The organism is Bradyrhizobium forestalis (assembly GCF_002795245.1).
In the GTDB taxonomy this organism is placed as follows: Bacteria; Pseudomonadota; Alphaproteobacteria; order Rhizobiales; family Xanthobacteraceae; genus Bradyrhizobium; species Bradyrhizobium forestalis.
Genome location: NZ_PGVG01000001.1, coordinates 60,431 through 74,132, shown reverse-complemented (window position 1 = coordinate 74,132; position 13,702 = coordinate 60,431). Strand labels below are relative to the sequence as shown.

General features: G+C 63.1%; 11 protein-coding genes and 1 pseudogene. 4 read left to right on the top strand and 8 right to left on the bottom strand.

Annotated elements, in window-relative coordinates; genetic code table 11:
• The first annotated feature begins 490 nt into the window (after nt 1-490).
• Complete coding sequence (locus CVM73_RS00345) at nt 491-2,080, top strand: Spy/CpxP family protein refolding chaperone (RefSeq protein WP_100230036.1); 1,590 nt, start codon at nt 491-493, stop codon at nt 2,078-2,080.
• A gap of 17 nt (nt 2,081-2,097) precedes the next feature.
• Here the strand turns inward: CVM73_RS00345 and CVM73_RS00340 are convergent.
• The 3 genes and pseudogenes from CVM73_RS00340 to CVM73_RS00330 form a co-directional block, all read right to left on the bottom strand.
• A pseudogene (locus tag CVM73_RS00340) lies at nt 2,098-2,372 on the bottom strand (sugar phosphate isomerase/epimerase); the annotation flags it as partial.
• A gap of 116 nt (nt 2,373-2,488) precedes the next feature.
• Nucleotides 2,489-3,460 carry an ABC transporter substrate-binding protein gene (locus tag CVM73_RS00335; RefSeq protein ID WP_158237529.1) on the bottom strand — a complete coding sequence of 324 codons (972 nt, stop codon included), beginning with the start codon at nt 3,458-3,460 and terminating at the stop codon, nt 2,489-2,491.
• A gap of 278 nt (nt 3,461-3,738) precedes the next feature.
• A complete protein-coding gene (locus CVM73_RS00330) occupies nt 3,739-5,460 on the bottom strand; it encodes a SulP family inorganic anion transporter (protein WP_100230034.1) in 1,722 nt (573 codons plus the stop codon).
• An 84-nt stretch (nt 5,461-5,544) separates the two neighbouring features.
• Here CVM73_RS00330 and CVM73_RS41445 point away from each other — a divergent pair, with 84 nt between their 5' ends.
• Nucleotides 5,545-5,811, top strand: coding sequence for a Spy/CpxP family protein refolding chaperone (locus CVM73_RS41445; RefSeq protein ID WP_146006552.1), 267 nt, complete (start codon nt 5,545-5,547; stop codon nt 5,809-5,811).
• 177 nt (nt 5,812-5,988) lie between these two features.
• On the opposite strand, the gene CVM73_RS00325 is transcribed toward CVM73_RS41445, so the two are convergent.
• Nucleotides 5,989-6,207, bottom strand: a complete 219-nt coding sequence (locus tag CVM73_RS00325; protein ID WP_100230033.1) for a hypothetical protein — start codon at nt 6,205-6,207, stop codon at nt 5,989-5,991.
• Between the two features lie 190 nt (nt 6,208-6,397).
• Between CVM73_RS00325 and CVM73_RS40805 the strand changes: the two genes are divergently transcribed.
• Nucleotides 6,398-6,676 carry an ion channel gene (locus tag CVM73_RS40805; protein WP_347338450.1) on the top strand — a complete coding sequence of 93 codons (279 nt, stop codon included), beginning with the start codon at nt 6,398-6,400 and terminating at the stop codon, nt 6,674-6,676.
• Nucleotides 6,677-6,927: 251 nt separating this feature from the next.
• Nucleotides 6,928-8,517, top strand: a complete 1,590-nt coding sequence (locus CVM73_RS00315; RefSeq protein ID WP_100230032.1) for an MAC/perforin domain-containing protein — start codon at nt 6,928-6,930, stop codon at nt 8,515-8,517.
• Nucleotides 8,518-8,860: 343 nt separating this feature from the next.
• On the opposite strand, the gene CVM73_RS00305 is transcribed toward CVM73_RS00315, so the two are convergent.
• From CVM73_RS00305 to CVM73_RS00290, 4 genes are read right to left on the bottom strand one after another with little or no spacing between them, the layout of a single operon-like run.
• Nucleotides 8,861-9,724: a sugar phosphate isomerase/epimerase family protein gene (locus tag CVM73_RS00305; RefSeq protein WP_100230030.1), complete on the bottom strand. Its 864-nt coding sequence runs from the start codon at nt 9,722-9,724 to the stop codon at nt 8,861-8,863.
• Entirely contained in the window at nt 9,724-10,929 is a 1,206-nt protein-coding gene (locus CVM73_RS00300; RefSeq protein ID WP_100230029.1) for a dihydrodipicolinate synthase family protein, read from the bottom strand. The genes CVM73_RS00305 and CVM73_RS00300 overlap by 1 nt, the downstream gene beginning before the upstream one ends.
• A gap of 10 nt (nt 10,930-10,939) precedes the next feature.
• Nucleotides 10,940-12,091 carry a Gfo/Idh/MocA family protein gene (locus tag CVM73_RS00295; protein ID WP_100230028.1) on the bottom strand — a complete coding sequence of 384 codons (1,152 nt, stop codon included), beginning with the start codon at nt 12,089-12,091 and terminating at the stop codon, nt 10,940-10,942.
• A complete protein-coding gene (locus CVM73_RS00290) occupies nt 12,088-13,485 on the bottom strand; it encodes an enolase-like domain-containing protein (RefSeq protein ID WP_100230027.1) in 1,398 nt (465 codons plus the stop codon). The genes CVM73_RS00295 and CVM73_RS00290 overlap by 4 nt, the downstream gene beginning before the upstream one ends.
• Nucleotides 13,486-13,702: the final 217 nt, after the last annotated feature.

The following is a 13,702-nucleotide window of genomic DNA, read 5'->3' as shown; positions in this document are numbered from 1 at the left end:
GCCGCGGCCGACAACGAACGATTCCGCCGGCTCTGCGTTGACATTCGTGGGCGATTACGAGCTGGGAGCTATGATCATGCTTCCGCGTGGCGTTTGCCTTACGGCTTTTTTGGTTAGTGTCTCGATGCTGACGGCGAACGTCGGCGCGTTCGCCCAGGGCCCCCCGGGACACGGCAGAGGTGGACCACCGGGGCCGGTCGCAGCGCCGACAGCTCGGCCCGCGGCACCACCTGCCATGGCCCGTCCGGCAGCACCACCGGCCATGGCCCGTCCGGCCGCGCCGCCAGCCATGGCGCGTCCCGCCGCGCCGGCCTTCCCTCCCCCAGCCATGCCGCAGCGACCGGCCATGGCGCCACATCCTGCGCCGCGCATCGCCGCACCGCCACCGCGCCCGGCCCCGCATTTCGCTGCGCCGCCGCGAGCAGCCCCGCACGTAGCGGCGCCGCGGCCTGAATTCCATCGGACGCCGGCAGCGCCGCAACGTCCGGCCATGGCACCGCGGCCGACGCCGCACATCGCCGCGCCCTCGCGGCCAAGCGCACCGCCGGCCGTGAGCGAGCGAGCGGGACCGCCGCGCGAGACGCTTTCGCGCCAATCCGCGGAACGCCAAGACCGCATCGACCGCTTGCAGCAGCGCGTGCAGCAATTGCAATCGCAGAAGCCGGAAGGCGCAAGGGCGCAACACCAGCAGCAGCGGTTGCTGCAGTCGCAGAGCCGCCTGCTTGAGCGCGAGCAACGTGTCCAACAGCGCTCGCAGCAGGTCGAGCAGCGGCAGCGCGAGATGCTGTCGCGCCAGACGACGGAGCGCCAGACCCGCATCGATCGCCTGCAGCAGCGCGTGCAGCAACTCCAGGCGCAGAGACCGGAAGGCGCGCGGGCGTTGCGCGAGCAGCAACGGACGCTCCAGACGCAGAACCGCTTGCTTGAGCGCGAACAGCGCGCGCAGCAAAGCGATCTGGCGCGTCAACAGCGGCTTGGACTACAAGCTCCGGCCGTGCGGGCGCCGGCGATTGCGGCCGCCGCGCAGGCTGCCCAGCGCGGGCGGTTTGCCGAGCGCTTCCGCGAGCAGGCCCCTGCGCAAGTCCAGGCAGCGCTCACCACGCGCCAGAGCGGCTGGGCTCCGCGGCAGGCGTGGCGTCACCGCCATCCCGCTGTGTTCGTGGCGTGGCTCGGGCCGGTGTTCTGGCCGTACGCCTATTCCGACATCTTTGACTACACGTTCTGGTCCTATGCTTACGAGCCCGGCTATTGGGCGTACGCCTATGACGACTTCGTCGACACCGTGTTCTGGGGCGGTGACGGCCCCTATTCCGCCTATGCCAGCATCAACCCCTCCGACTATCCGCAAGCCGGCGGCGGCTACCGCGCGCGCTCGCGCGCCAGCGTCAGCCCGCAAACGCTACAGCAATTGTGCGGCACACCGGACAAGGGCGTGACCGCCTGGCCGCTTGACGATATCGCGCGGGCGGTGCGACCGACGCCGGAGCAACGCGCACTGCTCGACGAGCTGAAGACCGCGGCGGCCAATGCTGCCGCCGTGTTCAAGGACTCCTGCGCGGAGACTTACGCAATGACTCCGCCTGGCCGCTTGCGGGCGATGATGAATCGCATCAGCGCAACGCTGGAGGCCGTCAAGATCGTGCGACCGGCCCTGGAGAATTTCTACAACTCGCTGAGTGACGAACAGCAGGCCCGCTTCAACGCGCTTGGCCCAAATGTCGGCGAGCGCTCGCAGCAGCAGCAGGAGGCCAGTGCCGAGGGCTGCGGCGATCCCAAGTCCAGCCTGACCCAGTTGCCGATCCAGAGGATCGAGGCTGTGCTCCACCCCGCCGGCAGGCAGAAGGAGGCGCTCGACCGCCTCAGCGAAGCGACGACGAAGGGCGTTGAGGGCCTGCAGGCGGCCTGTCCCAACGATGCGCCGCTGACGCCGGTCGGACGGCTGGAGGCGATGCAGCACCGGCTCGAGGCCATGCTGACGGCCGCCAAGCTGGTCGAACCTGCGCTCGACGAGTTCTATGCCACGCTGAGCAGCGAGCAGAAGGCGCGCTTCAACACGCTGCAACAGGTTGCAAGCCCTTGAGGCCAACGCGCGTGAACCTACACCACCGTCCTGTGCCGCGCGATGCAGGTGCGCGGCACCTCGTCCATCGATCTGCCCCACCAATCGTTGGCGAAGATCTCGATCTCGGAATAACCGGCATAGCCCTGCGCCTCGACGGCGGTGCGCACCGAATGTCCTTGGTCGGCACCAGCCAGTCACAGACGTGGAAGGCGAGCAGACGGTCCTTGCCAGCGCGCGCGATCTGGTCCATCAGCTCCGGATCCCACCAGATGTGATAGACGTCGAGCGCGACGCCGAGCATGCCGCGACGGGTCACAAGCGGCGGTCAAGGCGGGTGCGGCTCGGTGTCCGGTTCGCCCCCGACAGGCGACATGACGATGGATTGAACGTTGTTCGGCCTTGGGCCGATAGGCAACGTCAGGGTGCCTACTCGATCACTACGTCGGCCCGCGTCAGAAGGGTCGGCGGCATGTTGATGCCGAGGGCTTTGGCGGTCCGGAGGTTTATAACAAGTTCGTACTTGGTCGGCCGTTCGACCGGCAGGTCGCCAGGTTTCGTACCCTTGAAAATCTTGTCGACAAGGGTCGCAGACCGGCGAAACTGATCTGGCAAGTCAGTGCCGTAGCTCAAGAGGAAGCCTGCTTCCGCGTACTCTCTCACAGCAGAGATTGCAGGCAGCCGATTTCGGACGGCCATGGCGCCAATCAGGCCGCGATGGTTGAACAGCACTCCATCGCTCAGCACGACGAGCACCTGCGCGCGCTCACTCTCCATTGTCGCGAACGCTTGTTCAAGTATGTCCGGGCCGCGCGCTTCGGCCGGGACAAGCGTCAACCCCAGTGTTTTGGCAGCTTCCCACAGCGACGTCAGTCGGTCCTGATTGGGCACAAAATCCGGATTCCACAGGATGCCCACACGCGAGAGGTTAGGCAGAGTGTCCTTCAGAAATTCGAGCCGCTTGCCGTTGATCTCATCGCCGGGCTCCGAGCTGAACCCGGTGACATTGCCACCCGGGCGCGCGAGACTGGCGACAAGTCCTGCACTGACTGGCTCGGCACTGTTGGCCATCACGATCGGGATCGTCCGGGTCGCCTTCATGGCCGCAACCGTGGTCGCATTGGTTCCGGAAACGATAACGTCCACGCCGAGCCCGGCTACCTCTGTGGCAAGCGCCGCCAGCCGCCCCATGTCTCCGTCGGCAAAACGGTACTCGATGACGACATTCTCGCCGACGCGATAGCCAAGGCTCCGCAGGCCGGCTTCGAAGGCTCTAACATTACGAAGTGTTTGCTCCCGCGACGCGCTCGCGAGATAACCTACCCTGTAGACCCGCCTTGCCGGTTGTTGCGCACGCGCGCCGAGCGGCCACATCGCTGCCGCGCCGCCGATCAACCCCATGAACTCGCGTCGTCTCATTGAGCACCGCGGAGGACACGCCGGTCCATGTCGCAAGCCTAGCATTTTGCGACGAGACGGCCAGTGAGAATGGGCAAATAATGATGCCCGAAGCTGCATCTCAATGTCCGAGATGGGTCACAAGCGGCGCTCAAAGCCAGCGCAGTCCCGCGTCCGCTGCTCCGACGATAGCGGTCGCAATCATGGGCTCAAAGTTCGGCAGCCAAGGGCCAGAATCGGAAGTCAATCGGCGTGCGTATTCAAGCCCGGCATGTCACTTCCTAACGTTTGGCTTGGTCCTCCCAGTCCTCCCACTCGACATCATTGATGTCCAGGTAACTGGAAACGGCCGCGCCAAGGGTTGGGAAAAAATACTGCTCGCCAAGCTGCGAGAACAGTCCAAATCTCTTCAGCTTGTCCTTGACTGGATCTTTCAGCTCGGCAAAGCAGAGCTCGATACTCTGCGCGTGCAACGCCTCGTCCAATTCGGCGAGCATATCGCCGGCGGAGACGTCCACGCTGGTGACAGGCTCCGCCGCAACGACCAGCCAGCGTACGGGCGTCGGCGATTTCGCCACGGCGTCCAGTACGCGCTCCTTGAAGAATTCGGCGTTGGCGAAGAACAGAGGCGCATCCCACCGAAACAGGACCAGTCCGGGGATTTGGCGCGCATCCGGATATCTGGTGATGTCGTGATAACCCTTGACGCCATCGGCGCGACCCAACACGGCGGAGTGTGGGCGCCAACCGTCCCATAAGAACTCGGCGATGGCGATCGCTATGGCCAGACCAATTCCTGGAATCACTCCGAGCACCGCCACGCCGACAAAGCAGACCATCGACAGCCAAAACTCCCACTGCTGAATCCGATAGATTCGTTCGAGGTCGGCGACCTCGAACAAGCCGATCGCAGCAGCGATGACGACGGCCGCCAATGCAGCGGTGGGCAAATGCTGAAGGAGGTTTGGTGCCACCAGCAGAAGGATGGCGATGGCAAGCGCGCCGATGACGCTGGTGAGCTGGGTGCGGGCGCCGGCAGCTTCTGCAACGGGAGTGCGCGAAGCGCTGCTGCTGATCGGGAAGCCTTGAAAAAAGCCGGTTGCCAGATTGGCGGCGCCAAGCCCCAGCATCTCCTGGTTGGGATCGACGTGAGTATCCAATCGTGCGGCATAGGCACGCGAAAGCACGCTGGTGTCAGCGAATGATACCAGCGCGATTGCGCAGCCGCCGACCAGAACAGGGACGATATCGCCGTAGGTGATCCAGGGGACCACGAAACCCGGCAGGCCCTGCGGAAGCGGACCCAAGACCGCTACGCCGTAACGGGTCGCAAGATCAAGCACGCCGACGACGGCGGTCGCGCCAACCACCGCAATCAGAATGCCCGGCAGCCGCTTGTTGTTCTGGAGCAGCAGGATGACCATCAGCGTGCCGAGCCCAATCCCGAATGCGACCCAGTTTGTCTTTCCTTCAAGGATTGCATTGGCGAACGCCCATAGGCTTCGCAAGGGTCCGTCGCTCGTGATCGAGAAGCCGAAGAGCTTTGGCAGTTGGCTGATCAAGACGGTTAATGCAATTCCGTTCATATAGCCGTACCGTATCGGCTTGGAGAGCAACTCGGTGACAAAACCCAAGCGCGCGATGCCGGCTAGAATGCAGACCGTCCCCGAAACGATCGCCATCATCGCAGCGAGCGTTGCGGCGCGAAGGGGATCGCCACCAGACAGTGGGACGACAACGCCGAGGATGACAGCTGCCAGCGCCGAGTCAGGCCCCAGCACGAGGATGCGGCTGGGGCCGAACAACGCGTAGACCAACAGCGGCACGATCGTTGCGTACAGACCGTAGATGCCAGGCAAGCCCGATGCTGCCGCGTAGGCAATTCCAACCGGAACCAGCATCGTCGCCAGGACCAGTCCAGCGAAGATATCGCGCGGAAGCCACGCCGTCTCATATCGACGGAGGATTTCGATTGCCGGCAGCCAGTGGATCCAGTGCTTCATAGGCGGTCACTTCCAGGCCGGGCTCGTTGGCCGCGATTTGCCCAGAACCAGTCTAGGCTGTTGCGTCCCTCGGCAAGCGGAAAAATGTCACATGTCCGCTCATTCGCTTCAATTTTGCGCTTCAATTTTACCAGGTCCGCGGCATGTCCGGTTAGGGCCATTCGCGACCGCGTCGAGCCAGCAGTAGGTCCGAACAATGTCCGTTCTGCCGCTGAGAGCGGAAGCAAATTCAAAGAGGCCATGCTGACGGCCGCCAGGCTGGTCGAGCCCGCCTTGGATGAGTTCTACGCCACGCTGAGCAGCGAGCAGAAGGCGCGCTTCAACACGCTGCAACAGGTCGCAAGCCGGTAAGGGCGGCGTCGCGCTCTCTCGCTGCAATTGGCGTAACGGCCGAACGACGCCGGGTGACGCAGTCGTCCTGCTTCAAAGCTCGACGAGACCATGCATGTGCCCGCCGCGGCTCTCTGCGAGAGCGCAGCGGCACGGAACGCAAACGACAGCCTCCTTCTGATCTCATGCGGAGATCGTCTACCGCCCTGCATCATCCGTGCTTGTGATCGCTTGAGGCTGCTCAATCTCATTCGAGCCAATGGCGTTGCATTGCTGGAAGTGAGAAGACAACTCGAGATCAGCCAGATGATCCCAGTATTCTGCTTCTGCGAGCAGCTTCCATTTGTTCATGCTGTTGTACGCGGCCTGTTGGCGGCACAGTGAACTCATCGCACGCAAGCGTCGCACTCTATCCACTGCGAACCTCCCTTCACGCCTGCTTGTTTGCAGGGCATCTGTGTTGTCACAGCTTTGCAGATCGAATTGACGAGTGATAGTCCGGTGTTTGCCGGTGAATCGATGACAGCGCAATCGTCTGACTTTTCACCGAGACGCTCGTGGCAATTAAACCAGCGTCTTGTGCCGCATAACAGTGCTGCTGGCGATCATGACGATCGCGATCTCGCCATTGCAGGTGCCCGCAACGATGACCACAACAGGATATGGCGACGTCGCGCCCCTCCATCCTTCCGCGCGCAGCCTGTGCAACATGGAAGCCATCTTCGGCCAGCTCTATCCGGCGACGTTGGTGGCGCGCCGCTCGAGATCGAGCACCGCAATCGGGACAGCTGAATCGCACCTCCGAACAAAAATGTCGAAAACAACGCCATGCACAGTAGCGGACGGGTCCACGCGACATGGGCCGCGGATTCGGCGAAACATTTGATCCGTCGTGCAAATCAGCGCCACGCGCAATCGACGCCAGAGGGCGGCCTTCACCGGGCGACGCCGCAGTGGCCCGCTGCACCGTCTGTCAACTTCACGCAATTGTTTGAGATGTAACAGTGGTAAAGAGCAATCTTTGCTTGCGCTGGCTCTGCCGCCTTTGCGAACATTCAATGCCAGGCGCTGCCTGCTTATCCAGGCACGGCCAGGGACGTCCTCAGGTTTTCATCCTTACCGGAAAGAGGCCTCGACATGTTAGATTCCAAAGCGCAACCCGTGACCTCTTCTGCGGCCGAAACGACCGGACGTGGCGCGGTGCAGCCGAGCTACGCGGCCATTCCAGGACTTGACTTGCTGGGATCGGGCTTCAATCCCTTCGATGTCAATGCTTCCGAATTTGCCCCGTCGTCGCTACGCGGTTCGCTGGTGACCTTTATGGGTGCCGGGGGCACCGACTTCATGACGTCCGCGGTGCCGTATCAGGATGACGTCGGCGGCATATGGCCTATCCCGCCTGGGAGCGGCGATCCGTTGGTGGGAACAGCATATCAGGTCCCCGCCGACGTGCATGTCGACGGAATATTCAGCGCGACAAGCTCCGCGCAGACCTTTTCCACCTATCAGCAAATTGCGGACTATTACAGCGTTCAGGCTGGCCTCGAAGGTGGAGATGGGCTCTTCTGGGCGTCCGCAAATTCCGCTTTCTCGTCGCAGAATTGCGAAAGCAGCTCGTACTTCTACGGCATTCAGGAGACGCTCTCGGAGAGGTGGAGTCTCACTCTCGACAACGCACTGCTGTATGCACAGTCAGAGACCAACGGATCATCGTGGGACGCGATTTTTTCCCAGGTGGCCAAGGATCTTCCGGCAACGTTCGATCCGGCGGACAAGTCGTGTGTCGATCGATATCGGAACTTTTTCACCAAGTACGGCACCCATATCGTGGCATCTGTGTTCGTTGGCGCCCGCAGCAGCCTGAGCGTTGCGATCGAACGATCGTCGAATATCAGTCAGACCGATGCGTCTCTCGATATCACGGCTGAATACGATCTTGTCACCGGCTCGCTTGGCATGAAGAGCTCCTATAAGAACAGCAACTACGAGAGCAGCCGAAAGAGCAAGTTCCTGGCTATCGGCGGCAACGAGACGTTGGCATCCCTCGCGTCGAACGCGCCATCCGCACAATCCAGCACGGATGCGAAGCTGACGAACTATGAAGCCTGGATCGCCAGTACCGGAGCAAACCCCGCGACAATTGCGATAACGCTTGTCGGCATGTGGGAGCTGTGCGTGTTTCCGGGGACCGTCAAGACGGCGCTAAAGGCGGCCTATGCCTATTTCTCGCTGCCTAACAGCGTCCTGCCATTCTACAGCTATGTCGGAAGCGACAGCGCCGATTATCTATACACCACGTTGGAAAACCCGGAGGGCAAGCCGACCGAGATAAATTTCTCGCACTATAAGCTGGTTGGCACTCCATTCTACGTACTGCCGCAGACGACAAGTTGCCAAACGGCAGTAACCCTGCATCGCTACTACAACTCATCGGTCCACTTCTTCACGACGGATACCGCAAGCGATGCAGCTGTCATCGCGGAAGGACGCTACACCGAGGACCTAAGCTATTTCAGCAAAGTGCTGCCATTGCAGCCGCAGGGCCTGCAATCAAACGTGCTCGCCACCGTTTACCGCTGGGCCCTCCGAGGTGGCGGCCATTGTTTCGGCCTGGATCCGGACGCCCCGCCGGTACCAGCCAATGAGATCGAGGCTGCCGAAGGCGAGAAATGGACGGCCTTCGCAAATGGACCGTCCGATCCCTTCAGTCTTTCCGAGCAGCTCTAATCGAGGATGAACCAGCATGCAGGTCATATACTCTAACCCAGCCTTGGACATTGCGAGGGCTCGCTGTCCCGCTGAAAATCTCCCTGCACTATTTGATGTAATCGCCCAGCTGATGCAGAACAATTTATTCGTGCGTAACAACCCAGAACGTTACGACACGGAAAGCAACTATTTTGAGTTCTCCATTCAAGATCCACGCTGGACACTAATCATCGCCAGGGCGTACGTAAGCGCTATGATAAAGACAGGCCCCATCTGGAACAGAACATATGTGGGCACGCAAGTGATGGTCATTGGCTTCCAGTAGTCTCGCCGCCGTTGCAGGGACAGTGTCGCCGACGACCTACACCACCGTCCGATGCCGCTCGATGCAGGTCTGCAAAACCACATCCATCGGCTTGCTCCACCAGTCATTGGAGAAGATCTCGATCTCCGAATAGCCGGCAAAGCCCTGCGCTTCGACCGCGGCGCGCACCGATTTGATGTCGATGACGCCGTCGCCCATCATGCCGCGGTCGTTGAGGATATCTTTTGTCGGCACCAGCCAGTCGCAGACGTGGAACGCGAGCAGACGATCCTGGCCGGCGCGTGCGATCTGGTCCATCAGCTCCGGGTCCCACCAGATGTGATAGACGTCGAGCGCGACGCCGAGCATGCCGGTGCGGCCGGGGTCGAGCCGGTCGCAGATGTCGAGCGCCTGCTTTGTCGTGTTCACGCAGGCCCGGTCGGCGGCATAGGCCGGATGCAACGGCTCGATCGCGAGCGGCAGCTTTGCCTGCCTCGCGTAGTCGAGCATCTCGGCGAGAGCTTCCTCGACCTGCCCGCGCGCCGCCGCGATATCCTTCGAGGCCTCGCTGCCCGGCCGCGAATATTGCGGCAGGCCGCCGACGACAAGCACGATGCAGGGTGCGCCCAGCGCCTTGGCTTCATCGACGCAGCGCCGGTTGTCGTCGCGCACCTCGCCGCGGCGCGAGGCGTCCGAGGTGAACATGCCGCCGCGGCAATAGCCTGACAGATCGAGGCCTGCCTCGCGCACCGCGCGTGCGGCGCGATCGAGACCTACGGCGGCGACCTGATCGCGCCAGGGGTCGATGGCGCGGATGCCGTGCTTCGCACAGGCCTCGATGATCTCGACGAGGTCACCCTGCCTGCGGACCGTCGCCGTGTTCAGCGACAGCCAGCGATGATCGGACGAGAAATCGCGCATCAGGATTCGATACCGTGGGTGGCGAGCACGGTCTTCATCCGCTGCGTCGCGAGTTCGGGGTTGGCGAGCAGGCCGGCCTTGTCGGCCAAACGGAACAGCTCGGCCAGATGCAACGTGGAGCGCGTGCTCTCCTGGCCACCGACCATGGTGAAATGATCCTGGTGGCCGTTGAGGTACGCCATGAACACGACACCGGTCTTGTAGAAACGTGTCGGCGCCTTGAAGATGTGGCGCGACAGCGGCACCGTCGGCCCGAGCACGTCGTGGAAGCCGGCCTCGTCCCCTGCCGCGAGCCGCGACAGCGCGTAAGACGCCGCCGGCGCAATGGCGTCAAAGATGCCGAGCAGCGCGTGCGAAAAGCCTTGGCTATCGCCGGCAATCAGCTCCGCGTAATTGAAATCGTCGCCGGTGTACATCTTGATGCGCATGTCCAGGCGCCGGCGCATGTCGATCTCGCGCTGCTCGTCGAGCAGCGAGACCTTGACGCCATCGACCTTGGCGGCATTGCCGTTGATGATGGCGACGGCCGTGTCCATCGCCTTGTCGAGATCCTTGCTGCCCCAATATCCCGTCAGCGCCGGATCGAACATGTCGCCGAGCCAGTGGATGATCACGGGCTCGCGGACTTGCGACAGCACGCGATCGTAGACTTTTGCGTAATCGTCGGCGTTGCGGCCGAGTTTCGCCAGCGCGCGCGAGGCCATCAGGATGATGCGGCCGCCGACCTTCTCGACTGCCGAAATCTGCTCTTCGTAGGCGCGGATGACGTCGTCGAGGCTCCTGGCATCCTCGACCGCCAGATGGTCTGTGCCGGCGCCCGAGAACACCAGCGCGTTGCGCCGCTTCGCTGCGGCGACCGAGCGCGTGATCAGCTCCAGCGACGTCGGCCAGTCCAGCCCCATGCCGCGCTGCGCGGTGTCCATCGCCTCCGCAACGCCGAGGCCGAGGTCCCAGACGTGCTCGCGGAAGGCGATGGTCTTGTCCCAGTCGACGGCGACCGAGAGCCAGGGGTCGTTGTCGGCAAAGGGATCGGCCACCGTGTGCACGGCCGAGAAGGCGATGCGGTTCAGCGGTCCCTCGAGCTTTGCGGGGAACGTTCGCGAAGCCGCGAGCCGATAGGTCTCGATCGAGCGATCGGCCTTCGGCAGCTTGAGCGACAAGGACGACATCGAAGAAGCAGGCTTGGGCTGGACGGGCTTGTTCATCTGTCCCTCCTCAGACCTTGATCGGGGCGACGTCGATCCAGCGCCGCTCCTTCCAGCTCTTCAGCGCGCATTCGGCGAGCTGCACGCCCTTGGCGCCTTCGAGCAGCGTGAACTTGTAGGGCGCATCCTCGTAGACGTGGCGGATGAACATCTCCCACTGCTCCTTGAAGCCGTTGTCGTAGCTGACGTTGTCGGGCAGCTTCTGCCAGTCGCCGTAGAAATCGTGCAGCCGCTTCTCGTCGGGATTCCACACCGGGCGGGGCGTCGCCTGCCGTGCCTGGATCATGCACTCGGTGAGCCCTGCGACCGCCGAGCCGAGCGTACCGTCGACCTGGAAGGTGACGAGGTCGTCACGATAGACGCGCGTGACCCAGGACATGTTGATGTGGGCGATGATGCCGCCCTCGAGCTGGAAGGTCGCGTAGGCGGAATCGTCCGCGGTCGCCTTGTACTTCTGGCCCTGCTCGTCATAGCGCTCGGGGATGTCGGTGTTACCGATGCAGCTTACGCTCTGGACATTGCCGAAGAGATTGTCGAGCACATAGCGCCAGTGGCAGACCATGTCCAGGATGATGCCGCCGCCGTCCTCGTCCCGGTAATTCCAGGACGGCCGCTGCGCCTCCTGCCAGCCGCCTTCGAACACCCAATAGCCGAATTCGCCGCGTACCGAGAGGATGCGGCCGAAGAAGCCGGAATCGCGCAGGAAGGCGATCTTCTTCAGGCCGGGCAGGAACAGCTTGTCCTGCACCGTGCCGTGCTTGACGCCCTTGGCATTGGCGAGCTTCACGACCTCGACGGCTTCCTCGAAATTGGTCGCGATCGGCTTCTCGCAATAGACGTGCTTGCCGGCGTTGATGGCCTGGGTTAGCAGGCCCGGACGCGCCTGCGTGGTCGCGGCGTCGAAGAACATGGTGTCGTTCTTGTCGGCGAGCGCCGCGTCAAGGTCGGTGGTCCAGCGCGTGGTGTTGTAGCGCTTGGCGAGGGCCTCGACCTTCTCGGCGCTGCGGCCGACCAGGATCGGGTCGGGCATCACGCGGTCGCCGTTCTTCAAGCGGACGCCGCCCTCGTCGCGGATCGCGACGATCGAGCGGATCAGATGCTGGTTGAGCCCCATGCGGCCGGTGACGCCGTTCATGATGAGGCCGAGGCGTTGGGTGGTCATGCCAGATACTCCTGAAGTGATTTGGGCTGCTCGAGCGGGCGGAGCGCCGACCAGTCCGGATGGACCGACGTTGCAAAGCCCGTTGCATGAAGCGATCCCGTCAGGAGATCGCCGTCGTGAATGGAGAGACGGATGCCCTGCCCGGAATCGGCATAGAGATCGGGATGCGCGGCGGCGAACGCCTGCGCTTCAGCGAGAGGCGTGTCGCCAAAGCCGTCGACATAGTGATGGCCGTTGCGTTCGGCGTGGGTGACACCGAGGAAGGCACCAAGCGCGAGGTCCTGCTGCACGGCGAGGCCGGCCTGGCAGGTCAGGTCCTCACCGGTCACGAAGAAGGTCTCGCCTTCCGCGCTCCATTTCGCCGCGCGCGTGGCATTGATGATGGACTTGTAGAGGCCCTTGCAGGATTTCGAGGAGATGCCGCGATAGCCGAGCGCCCGCGCTGCCGGGAACGCATGGTAGGAATCGTCGGCCTCGTCGATGATGAAGCCGCGCGCGGCGAGCGAGCCGAGCGGCGATTGCCGCGTGATGTCGCGCGGCATCGGCTGCTCGACATAGAGCAGGCGCGTGGCGATCGGGCGCAGCGTGGCGTCATGATCGAGCCGGTCCATCAGTGCCTGCAACGCGGCGAGGTCGGCATATTGCTCGTTGGCGTCGAGCGTCACCTTGCAGTCATGTCCCAGCGTATCGAGCTCCGCTCCGATCCGCGCCAGCCGTTCTGCGTCGGCGGCGGGATCACCCGAGAGCTTGAGCTTGAAATAGCGTGCGCCGGCGCTCTCGCGCGGATCGGCAACGCCGCCCTCGCCTTCTACGACATCATCAAGGCCGACGGTATGCCTGATGGCAACACGCTCCAGCGGCACCCGGCCGGAGAGAAACGTCCTGATGTCCCGCTCGCTCAGGTCAGGAGAAAGCCGCGCATCGATACCCGCGATATTGCCGGCCATCCCGTCAAAGAAATTGGTCTCGACGGCGCGGAGCAGCGCATCGAGAATGGCCTTGTCGATCTCCGCGGGGCCATAAGCCGCAGCAAGCGCCGGAATGTTCTTCTTCGCGCAGGTCGCGATCTGGGCACCGATGCACGCGGCATGCAGATCGAACGCCGTCTGGAATCCGGTGCGTGCCAGATAGAGCCCGCGCGCGATCTCCAGCGAGCGGCGCAACTCGTCCACCGTCTGCGCCGGCGACAGCTCCGGCCGCTTGTCGAACCATTTCGGCACCAGCAGCTCAGCACTGGCGCCGACCGCGGCTCCTCTGCCCTCGACCTCGATCTCGGCCCGCACGAGCAGCTGCGGCGTCGCGTTGATCGTGATCGCGCCAAAGCGGAACGGCCGCGCGAACTGCGCGGGACGTTCGAAGAAGGTGATGTCTCGCAGCTTCAGGCGCGGCGCCATGGTCTAACAACAAAAGGAGATGAACTTGGAGCGAACGGTATGGCCGCGGGCGACGCGCCTCTCCCGCTTGCGGGAGAGGTCGGCGCGTAGCGCCGGGTGAGGGTTCTATCCTCTTGGGGAGTCTTGCCAGCGGAGACACCCTCTCCCCGACCCTCCCCCGCAAGCGGGGGAGGGAGCGCACCGGCTTCGTGGTGGCTAGCGGCGTGTCCCATAAATT